We start from the raw sequence: 19,121 nt of genomic DNA on the forward strand, positions 1-19,121 counted from the left end.
TGCAAACTCTCCCGCCAACGCCCCGACAGGGGCGTTGGCCCATTGAATTCAGGAAAACAACATGTCCCAATCCTTTGACGTGGTCGTGATCGGCGGCGGCCCCGGTGGCTACATCGCGGCCATCCGCGCAGCGCAACTCGGCTTCAAGGTCGCCTGCATCGACGAGTGGAAGAACGCCGCCGGCGGTCCGGCACCGGGTGGCACTTGCACCAACGTGGGTTGCATCCCCAGCAAGGCGCTGCTGCAATCGTCCGAGCACTTCGACCATGCCAACCACCACTTTGCCGACCACGGCATCAGCGCGACCAATGTGAAGATCGACATCGCCAAGATGATCGGCCGCAAAGACTCGGTGGTGAAGCAGAACAACGACGGCATCCTTTACCTGTTCAAGAAGAACAAGGTCACCTTCTTCCATGGCCGCGGATCGTTCGTGAAGGCCGTCGAGGCGGGCTACGAGATCCAGGTGACCGGACCCAAGGAAGAGCTCATCACGGGTCAGCAGATCATTCTGGCCACCGGTTCCAACGCCCGTGCACTGCCGGGCGTGCCGTTCGACGAAGAGAGCGTCCTGTCCAACGACGGCGCGCTGCGCCTGGGTGCCGTGCCCAAGAAGCTGGTGTTGATCGGCTCCGGTGTGATTGGCCTGGAAATGGGCTCTGTCTGGCGCCGACTGGGTGCGGACGTGACCATCCTCGAAGGTCTGCCCACTTTCCTGGGGGCGGTGGATGAACAGATCGCCAAGGAGGCCAAGAAGGCGTTTGACAAGCAGGGCCTGAAAATCGAGCTGGGCGTCAAGGTCGGCGAGGTCAAGACGGGCAAGAAGGGCGTGAGCGTGGCCTACACGAACGCCAAGGGTGAGGCGCAGAACATCGATGCCGACAAGCTGATCGTCTCCATCGGCCGTGTGCCCAACACCGTCGGCCTCAATGCCGAGGCTGTGGGCCTGCAGCTCGACGAGCGCGGCGCGATCGTGGTGGACGGCGAATGCCGCACCAGCCTCAAGGGCGTGTGGGCTGTTGGCGATGTGGTGCGCGGCCCCATGCTGGCACACAAGGCGGAAGAAGAGGGCGTGGCGGTGGCCGAGCGCATCGCTGGCCAGCATGGGCACGTCAACTTCAACACCATTCCCTGGGTGATCTACACCAGTCCCGAGATCGCCTGGGTGGGCCGCACCGAGCAGCAGCTCAAGGCTGACGGTGTGAAGTACAAGGCCGGCACCTTCCCGTTCCTGGCCAACGGCCGTGCGCGGGCCCTGGGCGACACCACCGGCATGGTGAAGTTCCTGGCCGACGCCACCACCGACGAAATCCTAGGCGTGCACATCGTCGGTCCCATGGCCAGCGAACTGATCGCAGAAGCCGTGGTGGCCATGGAGTTCAAGGCCAGTGCCGAGGACATCGCGCGCATCTGCCACGCCCATCCTTCGCTGTCCGAAGCGACGAAGGAGGCCGCACTGGCGGTGGACAAGCGCACGCTGAACTTCTAAGCGCCGATCTTGAGCGTCCGCAGCACGTATGAGGCTGCGCTCAAGGAGCGCGGCTACACGACGGATCCCGCCCAGCAGCGCGCCATCGACGCGCTGGAGCGGTGTGCGTCCGAGTGGGCGGCGTACAAGCAGAAGCGCTCGAACTCGCTGAAGAAACTCTTTGTCAACCCGGAGATCCCGCGAGGCGTGTACATGTACGGCGGCGTGGGCCGGGGCAAGAGTTTCCTCATGGAGTGCTTCTTCGAAGCGGTGCCGCTGCGGCGCAAGACACGGCTTCATTTTCATGAGTTCATGCGGGAGGTGCACCGGGAACTGCGCGAGTTGCAGGGCACCGTGAACCCGCTGGACGAGCTTGGTGCGCGCATCGCCAAGCGGTACAAGCTCATCTGTTTCGATGAGTTCCATGTGGCGGACGTGACAGATGCGATGATCCTGCACCGCCTGCTCGACGCGCTGTTCAAGGCGGGCGTGGGGTTCGTCACCACTTCCAACTTCCGACCGGACGACCTTTACCCCGATGGCTTGCACCGGGATCGCATCCTGCCCGCGATCGAGTTGCTCAAGCAACGGCTGGAGGTGCTCAGCGTGGACAACGGCACCGACTACCGCCAGCGCACGCTCAATCACATCCAGCTTTACCACTGTCCCCTGGGGCCGCAGGCCGACGCTGCGATGGAGGCCACCTTCAACGAACTGGCCGAGATGGGTGACCAGGACGCGGTCATGCACATCGAAGCGCGGCAGATTCAGGCACTGCGGCGTGCAGGCGGCGTGATCTGGTTCGACTTCCGCACCCTGTGCGGCGGACCCCGCTCGCAAAACGACTACCTGGAGATCGCGTCCCAGTTTCACACGCTGATGTTGTCGAACGTGCCTCAAATGTCGGTGCGACAGGCGTCGGAAGCCCGGCGCTTCACCTGGCTGGTGGATGTGCTGTACGACCGGCGGGTCAAGCTGGTGATGTCCGCCGCCGTGCCACCCGAGGAGCTGTACGTGGAAGGGCCGATGTCGCACGAGTTCCCGCGCACGGTGTCTCGACTGACCGAGATGCAGTCACAGGAATTCCTGTCGCTCGAGCATCGGCTGGTGGACACCGGCCTGACTTGAACCCCTTTTTAGCCCAGTGGGTCGAGTTTGACGATTGCGATCGACAGGTTGTCGCCCATGCCCTTGGCGCGCGAGCGCGCCTTCTGGATCAGGAACTCGCAGGCCTCGCGAGGCGAGAGCATGGCAATGGTGCTGGAGAGCTCTTCCGGGGTGAAGTAGTGCCAGATGCCGTCGCTGCAGGCCATGATCGCGTCGCCCGCGCTCAGCTGAGGCACCACATGAAGGTCCACGGGGGGATCGTTCTCCGTGCCCAGGCAGCCCATCAGGATGTTGGCGTGCGGGTGGTCCAGCGCTTCTTCTTCACTGATTTCGCCCTGGTTGACCAGCGTCTGCACATAGGAATGGTCCATGGTTCGAAAGACCATCCGGCCATTGCGGAAGTGGTAGATCCGCGAGTCGCCTGCATGCACCCAGTGGCTGTCACCGCCCGGGTTGATGAGGAAGGCGGCGATGGTGCTGTGCGGCTCCTGTTCGGCGGAGACGGCCGTGAGCTTGATGACCAGATGCGATTCCTCGACGATCTGGCGCAGCAGCGCGGCGGCATCATCCGTTTCGGGGTCGTAGCGTTCAAACAGTTGCCGCGCCGTGAGCATCACCTGGTCAGAGGCCTTGCGCCCGCCGCTGCGACCTCCCATCCCGTCGGCCAGCACCGCAAGCAGGCAGGAGCCTTGGCGCGGATGGTGCAGCAAGCAGACCTGGTCTTGCTGGTAATCGCGGTCGCCCCGATGGATGCCGGTGGAGGCCTGGATGCGGTAGCCTTTGGACATGAATATGCTGGGCGATCTGTTCGAGTAGGGAAATGCGCCCAATGGTATCCACATCTGTGGCGTGCAAAGCCCGGCAAAGGCCGAAACCGTGAACCCTTGCGCACCGGCCCGCCGTCCGGCAGCGTGGACCTGCTCAACGGTGTCCGGCTTGACCTGGAGGCAGCTTGAGCGAACTTGAAGTCGGTGTGGCGGCCGCGTTCGCCGCAGACGGTCCCCTGGCGCGTGCGCATGGCAGGCTGAGCCCGCGTCAGGGGCAGCTTGACATGGCCGTCGCCGTGGCCCGAGCCATTGAAAAAGGCCACGGCCTGGCTGTCGAGGCCGGAACCGGGGTGGGGAAGACATTTGCCTACCTGGTGCCCCTGCTGCTCAGCGGCCGGCGCGCGCTGCTGTCGACCGCCACCCAGGCTTTGCAAGACCAGTTGTTCACGCGTGACATTCCTGCGGTGGTCCGCGCGCTCGGTCTGCCGGTGCGTGTGGCCTTGCTCAAGGGCCGCTCAAGCTACGTGTGCCTGCACCGGCTGGAGCAGGCCTTGCATGGGCCGGCGTCGGCCGGGTTGCGCGATCCGGCGATCACCGCTGCGCTTGCACAGATGCTGAGTTGGGCCCATCGATCGCGCAGCGGCGACCTCGCCGAGCTGGAGGCACTGGACGAACGCTCGCCGTTGCGGCCGATGGTCACGTCCACCCGCGACAACTGCCTGGGCGCGAGCTGTCCGCGCCACGGTGAGTGCCACGTCAACCGGGCGCGCGGTGAGGCCCTGCAGGCCGAGTGGGTGGTCGTCAACCACCACCTGTTCTTTTCCGATCAGCTGCTGCAGGAGTCGGGCGTGGCGTCGTTGTTGCCGGCCGCCGAGGTGGTGGTGTTCGACGAAGCGCATCGGCTGAACGACACGGGCATTCCGTTTTTGGGTCGCACCCTGGGCACAGGGCAGTTGCGGGAGTTGGCGCGCGATCTGGCCCTTCAAGGGCCGCAGTGGGCGCGGGGCCAGCGGCCGTGGGCGCACCTCGCACTGGCCATCGAACAGGCCGCGCGCGCGATGGCCACCGTGCCCCGCCAGGCCGGTGGCAGTGGCGGCCGCCACCGTTGGCAAGCCATGGCGCCCGAAGGCGTTGACGCTGCCGCCTGGCAGGCCTGCGTCATCGGCCTTGACCGGGCGCTGGCTTCCAGTCAGGAGGCGCTGGCCGCCACCGCTCAGGCCTCGGTGGAGCTGGAGCGCCTTGAAGCCCGTGTGCTGGCCCTTTTCTCTGCGTGGAGAGGCATGGCCGCTGGCATGCCGGCGGCCGATCGGGTTCGGTGGGTGGAGTGGGCCGGTAGCGGACATTGGCGTGCGGTGTATGCACCATCCGACTGCGCTGGTCTGTTCCAGCCTCTGCTGGACGAATCATCGGGTCGGCGCAGCTGGGTGTTTTCATCGGCCACCTTGGGCAGCGACGACGGGCTGAGCTGGTTCACGCGGGGCCTCGGCCTGGAGGCGCTGCCGAGTCTGCACACGCTGCGCGTGCCGAGCCCGTTTGACCACGCGGCCCAGGCGGCGCTGTATGTGCCCCACGACCTGCCCGAGCCGGCCGACGCCTCGCACACGCCCGCGCTGGCCGACGCGGTGGCGCGTTGGGCGGCGAGACTGGGCGGCCGAACGCTGGTGTTGACCACCACCTTGCGCGCTGCGTCGCGCATGGCGGAGCATTTGCAGAGCCTGGTGGCGCAGGGGCGATGTGCACCCCTTCAGGTGTTGGCTCAGGGGCGCCTGTCCAAGCGCACACTGTTGGCCCGGTTCCGTCAGGCGGACGCTCCTTCGGTGCTGGTGGCGTCGGCGTCGTTCTGGGAGGGCGTTGATCTGCCCGGCGACGCGCTGCAGCTGCTGGTCATCGACAAGCTGCCTTTCCCACCGCCGGACGATCCCCTGATGCAGGCGCGCGGCCAGCGCCTGGAAGCCCAGGGCTTGAGCGCATTCAACGACGCCTTTCTGCCCGAGGCGGCCATGGCGCTCAAGCAGGGGGCGGGGCGCCTGATCCGCTCCGAGACCGACCAAGGCATTCTGGTGATCGGCGACAGACGCCTGCTCACCCGTTCTTATGGCAACCGTTTGCTTGGCGCTTTGCCACCCATGAGCCGGCTGGTGGATGAGGCGGACATGACCGCACGCCTCGATGCGCTGGTGCTTACCAGATCTTCCACCAGGGATCGTCTTTTGACTTGAACCCCTTGCTCAAGTACTCGCTCTGGGGATAGCTGGCCTGCATCACACGGCGGGTGTCGTCGCGCAACTGCGTCATGCCCAGGGCCTCATAGGACTGCAGCATGATGAAAAGGGCCTCCTCGAGGGCCGGCGCGTTGACGTAGTCCGTCAGCGCCGTCTGGGCCCGGTTGATGGCCGCCAGATAGGCGCCGCGGCTGTGGTAGTAGCGCGCGACATGCACCTCATACTGCGCCAGCGAATTGACGATGTAGGTCATGCGGTCCCGCGCATCGGGGCTGTAGCGCGAATCCGGGAATCGCGAGACGAGCTCTCGGAACGCTTCAAACGATTCCTTGGCGGCCTTCTGGTCGCGTTCGGAGAGGTCCTGTCGCGCCAGCGAGCCAAAGAGGCCCAGGTTGTCGTTGAAGTTGACCAGCCCCTTGAGGTAAAGGGCATAGTCCATTGCCGGGCTGGTGGGGTGCAGCTTCTGGAAACGGTCCAGGGTGGCAAGCGCCTGGGCCTGCTCGCCGGCCTTGTACTGGGCGTACGCCTTGTCGAGTTGCGCCTGTTGCGCCAAAGGGGTGCCGGCAGCTCGGCCTTCGAGCTTTTCGTACAGCGTCACCGACTTCTCGTAGTTGCCCGCTGCACGCTCTTCGGTGGCTTCGCTGTAGATTCGGTTCGGGCTCCAGCCGACCGTTTCATCCACGGGTGTCGAGCTGCATGCGCTGAGCACCAGCGCCGAGGCCACCGCGGACAGGGGCACAGCCGATAATCTGGACGTCAACTTCACGGGTGCACCTTTACAACGGAACAATGGACTTGGCTTCGCAAATTATATCGACGGGGGATGTGACAGAAGGTTCCGTGCCGGGCCTCGACTCGGAAGCGGGCGCCATGCTTGAGGAATTCGCGGCGGAAGTGGAAACCCGGCTGTGTGAAGTGCCTGCCGACATGCACGGCTGGCGCATCGATCGCGCACTGGCGCAACTGATCCCGGAGTTCTCTCGCTCGTACCTGCAGCAACTGATGGCCGACGGCGCCGTCGTCATGCGTGGCTTGCCCCTGCGCAAGCCCTCGGCCCGCATTGCCGCGGGGGATCGGTTGGCCGTGGAACTGCGTCCCACCCAGCAGGCGCAGGCCTTTGTGGCACAGACCATGGCGCTGGACGTGGTGTTCGAAGACGCTGACTTGCTGGTGATCCAGAAACCTGCCGGCCTGGTGGTGCACCCGGCGGCAGGCCATTGGACCGGCACTTTGCTCAACGGCCTGCTCGCGCACCACAGTGGCGCTGCGGCGCTGCCGCGCGCCGGCATCGTGCACCGCCTGGACAAGGACACCTCAGGTCTCATGCTCGTGGGCAAATCGCGGCAGGCCGTCGAGTCGCTTGTGCGCGCCATCGCCGCGCGCGAGGTGAATCGCCAATACCTTGCCCTGGCCCACGGCGCATGGCAGGGCGCGCCCGAGAAGGGTGTGGACCAACCAATCGGTCGCGACGTGCACAACCGCCTGCGCATGGCCGTCGTGCGCGCCGACACCGGCATCGGAAAGGCCGCGCAGACCACCATTCGCCTGCTCGACGGATCGGATCAGGCCTGCCTGGTGGCCTGCAAGCTGCATACGGGGCGCACGCACCAGATTCGCGTCCACATGGCCTGGTTGGGGCATCCCCTGGTGGGCGACACGATCTACGGTGGCCGCGCACGGTGGGGCATGCAACGCCAGGCCTTGCATGCAGCGCGGCTTTCGCTGCGGCATCCGATCACCGGGGAGCCGTTGACGTTTCGCTCAGATCCTCCACCGGATCTTCTCGCCGCCATCGCAGGCAGCGGCCTCCATTACAATGGGGCGGGTCTGGGCAGCGGATTCCTCGAGTGAGTGCTACCGCGCGACCACCGCTGCGCGGCGAGTCGAGGTCCTGACTTCACGATCTCCCAGTTTGCCCTGCCAGGCAACAGGTTCTTTGCCGGCGTTCCGAGCCGACGGCCACCGCCGTCTTCGCCGGTTTGAGTGCGACGGGCCCCGTGCCCACCCCCTGTACCGTCCCGGTCCCTACCGGTTTTTGACAGACTGAAACCATGAACACCACGGATGCCAAGCGCGTCCTCGAGACGGCGTTGATCTGCGCGCCCCAGCCCCTGTCTGTGCGGGAGCTGGGCGCGCTGTTCGATGGCGAAGTCTCGGCGGACACGCTCAAGACCTTGCTGGCCGATCTTCAGCTGGAATGGACCGGGCGCGGCGTCGAGCTGGTGCGGGTGGCCAGCGGCTGGCGTTTCCAGAGCCGGCCCGAATTGCGCCCCTACCTGGATCGTTTGCACCCCGAGAAGCCGCCGCGCTACAGCCGCGCCACGATGGAGACCTTGGCCATCATCGCCTATCGCCAGCCAGTGACGCGCGGCGACATGGAAGACATCCGTGGCGTGACGATCAACTCGCTCATCATCAAGCAGCTGGAGGACCGGGGTTGGGTCGAGGTGATCGGCCACCGCGAGACCGTGGGCCGTCCTGCGTTGTTTGCCACGACGCGCCAGTTTCTCGACGATCTGGGTTTGTCATCGCTCGATCAACTGCCCCCGCTCGAAGGCAATGAAATCCAGGAATCGGCGCTGGATCGGCTGGACTTCGAAGCGCTGTCGTCCAACCTGCCATCCGAGGCTGCGCAGGAGGCGGAGGCCGCAGAGGTGGCAACCGGTCCGCAGATGGCGGCGGTCGATGCACCCGAAGCACCCGTGGCCGCCGAGCCGGCGACCAACGCCGAAACCGTCCCACCCGATCCGCTGAGCCCCGATCCCACCACCCAGGAACACCATGAACCCGGCGAACACCCCTCCCGCGACGCCTGAGTCGATCTCCGACGCCACCCTGCCGTCCGCCGACCACGTGGTGTCGCCTCCGGCGGCCCATGTCGATGCCGAAGTCCTGCGCTTCGACGATGTGGTCAGCGGGGCTTTTGACGCCGAGCAGGAGCAGCCCCTGGCGCTGCCGACCAAGCGCGTGCTCGCGCCGCAGGCCGAGTCGCCCAAGCTGCACAAGGTGCTGGCCCAGGCGGGTATGGGCTCGCGCCTGGAGATGGAGCAGCTCATCTTGGAAGGGCGCATTTCGGTCAACGGCGAGCCAGCCCACATCGGACAGCGCATCCAGTTCGGTGACGTCATCAAGGTCAACGGTAAGCCGGTTCGCGTGCGCATGACACCGCCACCGCCCCGCGTGCTGGCCTACCACAAGCCCGCCGGGGAAGTGGTCTCCCACGACGACCCGCAGAACCGACCGACCGTGTTCCGCCGCCTGCCCAAGCTGATGCAAGGCAAGTGGCAGTCGGTCGGCCGGCTCGACCTCAACACCGAAGGCCTGCTGCTGCTGACCAACTCGGGTGAGCTGGCCAACCGCCTGATGCACCCCCGGTTCGGTCTGCAGCGGGAATACGCCGTGCGCGTGCTCGGCGCCTTGTCCAACGAAGAAAAGCAGCGTCTGCTTGACGGCGTGCGGCTGGACGATGGCGTGGCCCAGTTCGCCTCGATCGAAGATGGCGGTGGCGAGGGCGCCAATTGCTGGTACCGCGTGACGATCGGCGAGGGCCGCAACCGCGAGGTGCGCCGCATGTTCGAAGCCGTCGGCCATGCGGTCAGCCGGCTCATTCGCATCCGTTATGGCGCTGTGATGCTGCCGCGCGGGCTCAAGCGTGGCGTGTGGCTGGAGTTGGACGACCGCGACATCGCGCGGCTGACTGCGGCGGCCGGGCTGGTGGAGGCCGACGAACCGCGTGGCCCGCGCCCCGGCGGTCGTCACCCGGCCCAGCGCGGCAAGCAAGGCCCAAAGGCCGGTCGTACCCAGGGCAAACCGCCAGGCAGTCGCGCTGATGGCCCCGGTTTCGGCGATCGGCGCACCAACAGCGGCTACGGTATGGGCGGGGCGCCGGGTGGCGCCAAGCCGCGCGGCGTCAAAGGCGCGGGCAAGGGGCCCGGGGGGGCGGGCTCGCAGCCTGATCCGATGAAGACCTCCTTTGGCTACATCGGACAGGACGCCCTGCAGCGCAGGCGCGAGCAGGATGCTGGCAGAGGTGGCCCACCGGGTGGCGGCCGGCGCCGGGGCGGCGGACGTTCGGGCGGGCGCTGAAAGGCGCCTGCCACGCCCCCACTCCTCAGCGCGGACACCCGAGCAATGTAGAATCGTGGGCTTTGTGAGGCCTTGTGGCTTCGGCAAATTCAACCAAGAAACTTCAGGATTCCTATGGCCATCGAACGCACCCTCTCGATCATCAAGCCCGACGCCGTCGCCAAGAACGTCATCGGCCAGATTTATGCCCGCTTTGAAGCCGCTGGCCTGAAGGTCGTGGCCGCTCGCATGGCCCACCTCTCGCGTGGCGAAGCCGAGGCCTTCTACGCCGTGCACAAGGCCCGTCCCTTCTTCAAGGATCTGGTCGACTTCATGATCTCCGGCCCTGTGATGATCCAGGTGCTCGAAGGCGAAGGCGCCATCGCCAAGAACCGCGACCTGATGGGCGCCACCGATCCCAAGAAGGCCGCTGCCGGTACCATCCGCGCCGACTTCGCCGACAGCATCGACGCCAACGCCGTGCACGGCTCCGATGCGCCCGAGACGGCAGCCGCCGAAGTGGCTTTCTTCTTCGCCGGTCTCAACGTCTACTCGCGTTGATCATGGTATGACGGCCAATCTGCTCGACTTCGATCTCGAGGGTTTGGCCGCCTTTTGCGAGCAGCTGGGCGAAAAGCGCTTCCGCGCCGTCCAGTTGTTTCGCTGGATTCATCAGAAGGGGGCGTCTGACTTCGCCCAGATGACGGACCTGGCGCGCAGCCTGCGCGACAAGCTGCCCGGCGTCTGCACTGTCACCGATCTGCCGGTGCTCTCGCGCCAGGACTCGGCCGATGGCACCATCAAGTGGCTCTTCGATGTGGGCGACGGCAACGCGGTGGAAACCGTGTTCATCCCCGAGGACGACCGGGGCACCCTGTGCATTTCTTCCCAAGCCGGTTGCGCCGTCGGCTGTCGCTTCTGCTCGACTGGCCACCAGGGCTTTTCGCGCAACCTCACCACAGGTGAGATCCTGGCCCAGCTCTGGCATGCCGAGCATTTTCTCCGCCGTCACTTGAAACGTGGGGAACGCGTGATCACGAACGTGGTCATGATGGGCATGGGTGAACCCTTGCAAAACTACCACGCGCTCGTGCCTGCACTGCGCGTGATGCTTGACGACCATGGCTACGGGCTCTCGCGCCGCCGCGTGACGGTGTCCACTTCGGGCGTGGTGCCGATGATCGATCGCCTGGCACAGGATTGCCCGGTGGCCCTGGCGGTGTCGCTGCACGCGCCGAACGACCCTCTGCGCGACGACCTTGTGCCCTTGAACCGCAAGTACCCCATCGCCGAGTTGCTCGATGCCTGCCTGCGCTACCTGCCCGCCGCGCCGCGCGACTTCATCACCTTCGAGTACTGCATGCTCGACGGCGTCAACGACCAGCCCGAGCATGCACGCGAACTGCTGGCCCTCCTCAAGCGGCATGGCGAGCGGGGCGTGCCCTGCAAAATCAACCTGATTCCCTTCAATCCTTTCCCCGACTCTGGGCTGATCTGTTCACCGCGCGCGGTGGTGCAGCGTTTTGGGCAAATGCTCAACGAAGCCGGGGTGGTGACCACGGTGCGCAAGACCCGTGGGGACGACATCGACGCGGCCTGCGGCCAGCTCGCTGGCGACGTGCTGGACCGTACCAACGCGGCCAAGCGCCTGGCGCAGCGACGCAGCAGCGCCAGCGAGCGCCCCATTCGTTTCGTTCAAAAGGAAAGGCAGGCATGACAAATCCGACCCGCACCGCTTCTTGGTCGCAAGGCGCACCATCGCGTGGCATGGTGGCCAGCTTCTGGCTGGGCGTGCTGCTGATCCTGCTGGCCGGTTGTGCGCAGACGCGCGGCCTGCCTGCCACCACGGCCGCTGCCGTGGCCGCTGGCGCAGAGCCGGTCACCGAGTCGGACGAGCCCGAATCACGCAAGCGCGCGCGCATCCGCGTGGAGCTGGCGTCAGGCTACTTCGAGCAAGGTCAGACCACGGTGGCGCTCGACGAGATCAAGCTGGCCTTGGGTGCCGATCCGAACTACGCGCCGGCCTATACGCTGCGCGGCCTCGTGTACGCGCGCCTGAACGAACTGCGGCTTGCAGAGGACAGCTTCAAGCGCGCGCAATCCCTCAGCCCGCGCGATCCTGACGTGCTGCATCACTACGGTCTGTTCGCTTGTCAGCAAGGCCGTTACCCCCAGGCGATCGAACTGTTCCAGCAGGCGCTCGCCAGTCCGGTATACGGCGGACAGGCCAAGACGTTGATGGTCAAGGGCATCTGCCAGGTGCGGGCGGCGCAGTTCGACGAGGCCGAGGGGAGTCTGGCGCGTTCCTACGAACTCGACCCTGGCAACCCGATCACAGCCTACAACCTGGCGGCCTTGCAATTCCGCCGAGGCGAGAACGCCAAAGCGCAGTTCACCATCCGCCGGTTGAACAACAGCGAACTGGCCAACGCCGAAACATTGTGGCTGGGCATCAAGGTGGAGCACCGCATGGGCAACGCCGAGGCCATGGCCCAGCTGGCTCAGCAGCTGAGCCGGCGTTATCCCGACTCGCGTGAGTGGGCGTCGTATCAGCGGAGAGCTTTTGATGAATGAGGTGTATGCCAACGAGGGAGCCGCGCCGGCGGGGGAGGGCGCTTCCCGTCCCGTGTTGCTGCGCGCCGCGCGCGAGGCTGCGGGTCTGCACATTGCCGCACTCGCCGCGGCCCTCAAAGTGCCGGTGAAAAAGCTTGAAGCCCTGGAAGCAGGGCGCTATGGGGAGCTGCCCGACCTGACCTTCGCGCGCGCGCTGGCATCCAGTGCCTGCCGCCACCTCAAGGTTGATCCGGCACCCATCCTCGAACAGATCCCGCAAGGTGGCATCCCCGAACTGGGCGGATCGCGCCATGCGATCAACGCACCCTTTCAGCCCGCGCACGATCCGGCACCCATCAACCCCTTGAGCTGGCTCTCGCGCCCTGCGCTGCTGGCAGCGATCGTCTTGCTGCTGGGCGCTCTGGTGATCGTGTTCCTGCCTCGCATGGAAGAGTCGGCACAGGAGCCGGCAAAGGCCGAGACGGGCCAGGTGGCGACGCCGCTGGAGCAGCCTGCGGAACCCGTGGCGGCCGTGGAGCCCGAGCCTGCTCAGGAGCCCGTTGCGTCGGCTGTGCCTGCGGCGCCCGCTGCGGGAGGCGCGACGCCTCCGGCTCCCGTCGCGCCGGTGTCCGCGTCGCCCGCACCCGCCACAGCCGCGACCGCCGGCCCTCCCGCTGCGCCTGCCGCGGCGACGCCTGCCGCACCCGCGTCGGGCAGCTTGCTGACCATCGCCGCCACCGGGGAGTCCTGGGTGGAGGTCGTCAATGGTTCGGGCAGTGTGGTGATCCAGCGTGTGCTGCAGGCAGGTGACGCCGTTGATTTCTCCAGTGCGCCGCCCTACACCGTGGTCCTCGGCCGTGCCGAGGCCGCGCAGGTGACGGTGCGTGGCAAACCGTTCGACGTGACCCGCATTGCGCGCAACAACGTCGCCCGATTCGAGGTCAAATGAACATGGACAGCTTGGTCCGCCCCGCCACGTCGTGCGAACCGATTCCCTTGTCGGCGGCGCGACCGCGCCGCACCCGCCAGGGCGTTGTGACCTGGGGTGACCACCGCGTTACCGTGGGCGGCGATGCGCCGGTGCGCGTGCAGTCCATGACCAACACCGACACCGCAGATGCCGTGGGCACGGCGATCCAGGTCAAGGAACTGGCGCTGGCCGGTTCCGAGCTGGTGCGCATCACGGTCAACAACGACGATGCCGCCAAGGCTGTGCCTTACATCCGCGAGCAGCTCGACCGCATGGGCGTGAACGTGCCGCTGATTGGGGACTTCCACTACAACGGCCACCGCCTTCTCACCGATCACCCGGCGTGCGCCGAGGCACTGTCCAAGTACCGCATCAACCCGGGCAATGTGGGCCGGGGCGACAAGGGCGACCGCCAGTTCGCGCAGATGGTGGAAATCGCAGCGCGCCATGACAAGGCCATCCGCATCGGTGTGAACTGGGGCAGCCTGGACCAAGATCTGCTGGCTCGCCTCATGGACGAGAACGCCAAGCGCAGCATTCCCTGGGAAGCGCGCCAGGTGATGTACGAGGCGCTGATCACCTCGGCGCTGGAATCCGCTCGCAAGGCCGAAGAGATCGGCCTGAACGGCAACAACATCGTGTTGTCCTGCAAGGTCAGTGGCGTGCAGGATCTCATTGCGGTCTACCAGGCCTTGGCCCAGCGCTGCGATTACGCACTGCACCTGGGTTTGACCGAAGCCGGCATGGGCACCAAGGGCGCCGTGGCGTCGGCGGCGGCGCTGTCGGTGCTGTTGCAGCAGGGCATTGGGGACACGATCCGTGTCTCGCTCACGCCGCAGCCGGGCGAAGCACGCACGCAGGAGGTGGTGATCGCCCTGGAGATCCTGCAGGCCCTTGGCATGCGCGCCTTCGTGCCGTCGGTCACCGCCTGTCCGGGCTGTGGCCGCACCACCAGCACCACCTTCCAGGAACTTGCCAAGCAGATCGACGACTACCTGCGCAGTTCGATGCCGCTCTGGCGCGCGCGCTACCCTGGGGTCGAGAACCTCAAGGTCGCCGTGATGGGCTGCATCGTCAACGGCCCGGGTGAAAGCAAGCACGCCGACATCGGCATCAGCCTGCCTGGCACCGGCGAGGCGCCTGCCGCCCCGATCTTCATCGACGGTCAGAAGGCCATGACGCTTCGGGGCGACGGTATCGCGCGCGAGTTCCAGCAGGTCGTTGAAAACTACATCGAGAAGAAGTACGGTGCGACGGCCTGACCGTCGGAACCATCCGGTGCCGCTGGCGCATGGCTGAACGAGAAATTGCATGGCAGAGAAACTGAGCGCCGTCAAAGGCATGAACGACATTGCCCCTCCCGCGTCGTCGCACTGGGAGTGGCTCGAAGAGACCCTGCGCACGCTGATGCGCCGCTACGGCTATCGCAACCTGCGCACACCCATTGTTGAGCCCACAGCGCTGTTCGTGCGGGGGCTGGGCGAAGTGACCGATATCGTCGAGAAGGAGATGTACTCCTTTGAGGACCGGCTCAACGGCGAGCAGCTCACCTTGCGGCCAGAGAACACCGCGGGCGTTGTGCGCGCGGCGCTGGAGCACTCCCTGTTGTACGACGGCGGCAAACGGCTGTACTACATGGGCCCGATGTTCCGGCACGAGCGGCCACAGCGGGGCCGTTACCGGCAGTTTCACCAATTCGGCGCCGAGGCTCTGGGCTTCGCTGGTCCCGACGTGGATGCCGAACTCATCGTGCTGGCCTGCGACCTGTGGACCGAGCTCGGCCTGACCGGCATCGAACTCGAGATCAACAGCCTGGGCCAGCCGCCCGAGCGCCTGGCCCATCGCAAAGCGCTGATTGCCTACCTTGAGGCCCACGCCGAGCAGCTCGACGAGGAAGCGAAGCGCCGCCTGCACAGCAACCCACTGCGCATTCTGGACACCAAGAACCCCGCCATGCAGGATCTGGTCAATGCCGCCCCGCGCCTGATGGACCACCTGGGCGAGGAGTCGCTCGACCATTTCAACCGGCTGCGCAGTCTGCTCGATGCGCATGGCGTCATTTACCGCATCAATCCGCGCCTGGTGCGCGGCATGGACTACTACAACCTCTCGGTGTTCGAGTTCGTCACCACCCAGTTGGGTTCACAGGGAACCGTCTGCGCAGGGGGCCGCTACGATGGCCTGTTTGAACAGATCGGCGGCAAGGCCGCTCCGGCGGTCGGCTGGGCCATGGGCATGGAGCGCATCCTGGAGCTGCTGAAGGAGCAGGGTCGCCTGCCCGAGCAGCCCGCGCCCGATGCGTACGCGGTGGTACCAGATGCAGCCCGTGTGCCGCAGGTCATGCCCGTGCTGCGGGCTTTGCGCCATCAAGGTGTGAACGTGCAGATGCATGCCGCAGGCGCCGATGGCATGGGTAGCATGAAATCCCAATTCAAGAAGGCCGATGCCAGCGGTGCGCGCTTTGCATTGATTTTTGGCGAACAGGAAATGCAGCAGGGCATGGTGGCGCTCAAGCCCCTGCGCGGCCCGCGCACCGACGCGCCGGGGGACGCCGCGCAAAGCATGCTGCCCCTGGACACCGTCGCCGATTGGGCGGACCGTCTGCGCGGCGCCTGAAGCCCGCCCACCCACCCCCGGGGCGGCCCCCGGGGCCGCCCGCCTACAATCCTCCGTTGCGCAACCTGCGCACGCATTCCAGACCCGCATCCACCATGGCCAAACACCTCGACCTCGAAGAACAGGAACAGATCGACCAGATCAAGCACTTCTGGGCCCAGTACGGCAACCTCATCAGCTGGGTGCTGATCGTTGTCTTCGGTTCGTTCGCTGCCTGGAACGGCTGGAACTACTGGCAACGCACGCAGGGCGTGAAGGCCGCTGCGTTGTATGACGAGGTCGATCGGGCCGTGCTGGCGCGCGACAACGAGCGCCTGGAGCGCGCCCTGGCCGACATGCAGGCCCAGTTCGGGCGCACCACTTTCGCCAGTCAGGCATCGCTGCTGGCGGGCAAGACCCTCTTTGAAGCAGGGCAGGTCGACAAGGCCCGAGCCGCGCTGACCTGGGTCGTCGACAAGTCCGGTGACGCGTCGTACCAGGCCGTGGCACGTTTGCGCCTCGCCGCACTCGACGTGGAGGCCAAGGCTTTCGATCAGGCCCTCAAGACGCTGGAATCGTCCGTGCCCAAGTCATTCGAACCCCTGGTGGCCGATCGCCGAGGCGATGTCTTCATGGCCCAAGGCAAGGCCGATGAGGCCAAGGCTCAATACCAGAGCGCATGGCGGGCCTTGGGCGCGCGCACCGAATACCGCCGATTGGTCGAGGTGAAGCTTGCCGCCCTGGGCGTCGACACCGCCAGCCTGTCTTCCACCGGACGTTGAAACCCATGGCCACCTGCAAAACCCGCTCATTCATGGCGCCTTGGCGCCGGTGCCTGCCCGCCATCGTGCTGCTCGCTGCGGCCTCGCTGTCGGCGTGTGGCTCGAGTTCAAAGAAGCCGCAGCCGGCCGAGCTGCCTGCTGTGGCTGCCCTCATGGGCACCCAGCTGGTATGGTCGGCCCAGGTCGGCGAAGGCCACGCTTCGCTCGCGCCGCTCGTGGCGGGTGGGCGCGTCTTCGTCGCAGGCGGCGCGGGCAACGTGGCTGCGTTGGATGCCGCCACCGGCAAGGACGTCTGGCGCCTGAACCTGGGCACAGCCATCGCAGCCGGGGTGGGTGCCGACGGGCAGACCGCTGCCGTGGTGACCCGCAACAACCAGCTGGTCGCGATCGCCGATGGCGCCGAGCGCTGGCGCGTGCGTCTGCCGGCGCGCTCGTTCACGGCACCTCTTGTGGCCGGTGAGCGGGTGTTCGTGCTGACGGCCGATCGCGTGGTCACGGCATTCGACGGCAAAACCGGCGCGCGGTTGTGGAGCCAGAGCCGTCCCGCAGAGCCGCTGGTGCTGAGCCAGACGGGCGCGCTGCTGGCGGTGGGCGACACCCTCGTGGTGGGCCTGGCCGGGCGCCTGACGGGCCTGAATCCCGACAACGGCTCGGTGCGCTGGGAAGCCCCTGTGGCCACGTCCCGAGGCACCAACGAGGTCGAGCGGCTCGTCGACATCGTGGGGCCGGTCAGCCGCATCGGCAACAGCGTGTGCGCACGGGCCTATTCGGCTGCCGTGGGCTGCGTCGACGCGAGCCGTGGCACCGTGGTATGGACGCGCGCCGCGCAAGGCACGACGGGCGTGCACGGCGATGACCGCCTGGTTTTTGGCAGCGAGAGCGATGGCCGCTTCCAGGCCTGGCAGCGCGCCACCGGAGAGCCGGCCTGGAACATCGATCGCCTGAAGTACCGTGGGCTGACCGCGCCGCTGGCCCTCGGCCGTGTGGTGGCCGTGGCTGACAGCCGTGGCCTCGTCCACCTCATCTCGCGCGAGGACGGCAGCGAAATGACCCGCCTGACCACCGACGGCTCGGCCATCGTGGCCCCACCGGTGCTCGCTGGCGATGCGCTGGTGGTGCAAACACGCAATGGCGGCGTCTTCGCCTGGCGTCCCCAGTAATGCGCATCGCGAACACCGTGTTCGTGGTGGCCTGAACGAAAGCTCTCTTCGTGAAACCCGTCATCGCCCTGGTGGGCCGGCCCAATGTGGGCAAGTCCACCCTGTTCAACCGCCTGACGAGTTCACGCGACGCCATCGTGGCAGATTTTGCCGGCCTCACCCGCGACCGCCACTACGGCAACGGGCGCCAGGGTCGGCGCGAGTACATCGTCATTGATACGGGTGGCTTCGAGCCAGAGGCCAGTGAGGGCATCTACAAGGAAATGGCCAAGCAGACCCGGCAAGCCGTGGCCGAGTCCGACGTGGTGATCTTCGTGGTCGATGCGCGTGCCGGCATCAGCGCTCAGGACCATGAGATCGCGGGCTACCTGCGCCGCCTGGGCAAGCCCACGCTGCTGGTGGCCAACAAGGCCGAGGGCATGACGCAGGGCCTGCAACTGGTGGAGTTCTACGAGCTGGGGCTGGGTGAGGTGATGGCCGTCTCTGGCGCCCACGGGCAGGGCGTTCGCTCCATGCTGGATGGCGCTCTGGAACTCATCCCCGGCCTGCCGCCCGAGGACGAGGAAGAGCCCGAGGTCGAGACGGGGGTGATCCGGCTCGCGGTGGCCGGTCGTCCCAATGTCGGCAAGTCCACCCTCATCAATGCTTGGCTCGGCGAAGAACGCCTGGTGGCCTTTGATTTGCCGGGCACCACGCGCGACGCCATTTCCGTGCCATTCGAGCGCTCGGGCCAGAAGTTTGAACTGATCGACACGGCCGGCATCCGCCGCAAGGGCAGGGTGTTCGAAGCGATCGAAAAATTCTCGGTCGTCAAGACCCTGCAGGCCATCGAGAACGCCCATGTGGTTCTGCTGCTGCTGGACGCGACGCAGGGCGTGACCGATCAGGACGCCCATATCGCCGGCTACATCCTGGAAAGTGGTCGCGCCGTGGTGCTCGCCATCAACAAATGGGATGCGGTGGATGCGTACCAGCGCGAGCAGATCGAGCGCCAGGTCGAGACGCGGCTGGCTTTCCTCAAATTTGCCTCGCTGCACCTGATTTCCGCCCAGAAGCGCCAGGGCCTGGGCCCGGTGTGGAAGTCGATCACGCAAGCCCACGCTTCGGCGATGCGCAAGATGTCAACGCCGGTGCTCACCCGGTTGCTGATGGAGGCGGTCGCCTTCCAGGCGCCGACCCGCAGCGGAATGTTCCGGCCCAAGATGCGTTACGCCCACCAGGGCGGCATGAACCCACCGGTGATCGTGATCCACGGCAATTCCCTGGAAAACGTGCCGGACGCCTACAAGCGGTTCCTCGAAGGTCGCTTCCGCAAGGCCTTCGATCTGGTGGGAACGCCGCTGCGCATCGAGTTCAAGACCTCGGCCAATCCCTTCAAGGAGTAGGAGTTTCGACTCAACTGCAGTCCGCTGGCAAGGCTGTGGTATTGTCC

17 protein-coding genes are annotated in these 19,121 nt (G+C 66.2%); 15 read left to right on the forward strand and 2 right to left on the reverse strand.

Annotated features, from left to right (window positions below; translation table 11 throughout):
* The first annotated feature begins 61 nt into the window (after window positions 1–61).
* Window positions 62–1,489 (forward strand): dihydrolipoyl dehydrogenase, encoded by a 1,428-nt coding sequence (lpdA, locus tag KIT86_RS07505; RefSeq protein WP_297396854.1) that lies wholly within the window; start codon window positions 62–64, stop codon window positions 1,487–1,489.
* 9 nt (window positions 1,490–1,498) lie between these two features.
* Entirely contained in the window at window positions 1,499–2,596 is a 1,098-nt protein-coding gene (gene zapE, locus KIT86_RS07510; RefSeq protein WP_297396856.1) for a cell division protein ZapE, read from the forward strand.
* Between the two features lie 8 nt (window positions 2,597–2,604).
* Here the strand turns inward: zapE and KIT86_RS07515 are convergent, their stop codons facing one another.
* Window positions 2,605–3,363 carry a protein phosphatase 2C domain-containing protein gene (locus KIT86_RS07515; protein ID WP_297396859.1) on the reverse strand — a complete coding sequence of 253 codons (759 nt, stop codon included), beginning with the start codon at window positions 3,361–3,363 and terminating at the stop codon, window positions 2,605–2,607.
* Window positions 3,364–3,527: 164 nt separating this feature from the next.
* On the opposite strand from KIT86_RS07515, the gene KIT86_RS07520 reads away from it, so the two are divergent.
* Window positions 3,528–5,561 (forward strand): ATP-dependent DNA helicase, encoded by a 2,034-nt coding sequence (locus KIT86_RS07520; protein WP_297396862.1) that lies wholly within the window; start codon window positions 3,528–3,530, stop codon window positions 5,559–5,561.
* On the opposite strand, the gene KIT86_RS07525 is transcribed toward KIT86_RS07520, so the two are convergent.
* Complete coding sequence (locus KIT86_RS07525) at window positions 5,524–6,330, reverse strand: outer membrane protein assembly factor BamD (protein WP_297396865.1); 807 nt, start codon at window positions 6,328–6,330, stop codon at window positions 5,524–5,526. The two genes, KIT86_RS07520 and KIT86_RS07525, sit on opposite strands and share 38 nt — an antisense overlap.
* 2 nt (window positions 6,331–6,332) lie before the next feature.
* Between KIT86_RS07525 and KIT86_RS07530 the strand changes: the two genes are divergently transcribed.
* The 12 genes from KIT86_RS07530 (at window position 6,333) to der (ending at window position 19,074) form a co-directional block, all read left to right on the forward strand.
* A complete protein-coding gene (locus tag KIT86_RS07530) occupies window positions 6,333–7,415 on the forward strand; it encodes an RluA family pseudouridine synthase (RefSeq protein WP_297396868.1) in 1,083 nt (360 codons plus the stop codon).
* 200 nt (window positions 7,416–7,615) lie between these two features.
* Window positions 7,616–8,380: an SMC-Scp complex subunit ScpB gene (gene scpB, locus KIT86_RS07535; RefSeq protein ID WP_297396871.1), complete on the forward strand. Its 765-nt coding sequence runs from the start codon at window positions 7,616–7,618 to the stop codon at window positions 8,378–8,380.
* Window positions 8,346–9,650, forward strand: coding sequence for a pseudouridine synthase (locus KIT86_RS07540; protein ID WP_297396874.1), 1,305 nt, complete (start codon window positions 8,346–8,348; stop codon window positions 9,648–9,650). The genes scpB and KIT86_RS07540 overlap by 35 nt, the downstream gene beginning before the upstream one ends.
* Window positions 9,651–9,764: 114 nt before the next feature.
* On the forward strand, window positions 9,765–10,190 hold the full coding sequence (gene ndk / locus KIT86_RS07545) for a nucleoside-diphosphate kinase (RefSeq protein WP_297396878.1): 426 nt from the start codon (window positions 9,765–9,767) through the stop codon (window positions 10,188–10,190).
* Between the two features lie 7 nt (window positions 10,191–10,197).
* The gene (gene rlmN, locus KIT86_RS07550; protein WP_297396880.1) at window positions 10,198–11,346 is read left to right on the forward strand and encodes a 23S rRNA (adenine(2503)-C(2))-methyltransferase RlmN; all 1,149 of its coding nucleotides are present in this window, start codon (window positions 10,198–10,200) and stop codon (window positions 11,344–11,346) included.
* The gene (gene pilW, locus KIT86_RS07555; protein WP_297396883.1) at window positions 11,343–12,203 is read left to right on the forward strand and encodes a type IV pilus biogenesis/stability protein PilW; all 861 of its coding nucleotides are present in this window, start codon (window positions 11,343–11,345) and stop codon (window positions 12,201–12,203) included. The genes rlmN and pilW overlap by 4 nt, the downstream gene beginning before the upstream one ends.
* Window positions 12,196–13,131: a helix-turn-helix domain-containing protein gene (locus KIT86_RS07560; RefSeq protein WP_297396886.1), complete on the forward strand. Its 936-nt coding sequence runs from the start codon at window positions 12,196–12,198 to the stop codon at window positions 13,129–13,131. Before pilW ends, KIT86_RS07560 begins: the two co-directional genes overlap by 8 nt.
* Before the next feature lie 2 nt (window positions 13,132–13,133).
* Window positions 13,134–14,414: a flavodoxin-dependent (E)-4-hydroxy-3-methylbut-2-enyl-diphosphate synthase gene (ispG, locus tag KIT86_RS07565; protein ID WP_297396887.1), complete on the forward strand. Its 1,281-nt coding sequence runs from the start codon at window positions 13,134–13,136 to the stop codon at window positions 14,412–14,414.
* A 49-nt stretch (window positions 14,415–14,463) separates the two neighbouring features.
* Window positions 14,464–15,768, forward strand: coding sequence for a histidine--tRNA ligase (hisS, locus tag KIT86_RS07570; protein WP_297396889.1), 1,305 nt, complete (start codon window positions 14,464–14,466; stop codon window positions 15,766–15,768).
* A gap of 95 nt (window positions 15,769–15,863) precedes the next feature.
* Entirely contained in the window at window positions 15,864–16,529 is a 666-nt protein-coding gene (locus tag KIT86_RS07575; RefSeq protein WP_297396892.1) for a tetratricopeptide repeat protein, read from the forward strand.
* Between the two features lie 5 nt (window positions 16,530–16,534).
* The gene (bamB, locus tag KIT86_RS07580) at window positions 16,535–17,689 is read left to right on the forward strand and encodes an outer membrane protein assembly factor BamB (RefSeq protein WP_297396894.1); all 1,155 of its coding nucleotides are present in this window, start codon (window positions 16,535–16,537) and stop codon (window positions 17,687–17,689) included.
* A gap of 50 nt (window positions 17,690–17,739) precedes the next feature.
* Window positions 17,740–19,074, forward strand: coding sequence for a ribosome biogenesis GTPase Der (der, locus tag KIT86_RS07585; RefSeq protein WP_291113300.1), 1,335 nt, complete (start codon window positions 17,740–17,742; stop codon window positions 19,072–19,074).
* Window positions 19,075–19,121: the final 47 nt, after the last annotated feature.

This window comes from Hydrogenophaga sp. (assembly GCF_026125825.1).
Classification (GTDB): domain Bacteria; phylum Pseudomonadota; class Gammaproteobacteria; order Burkholderiales; family Burkholderiaceae_C; genus Hydrogenophaga.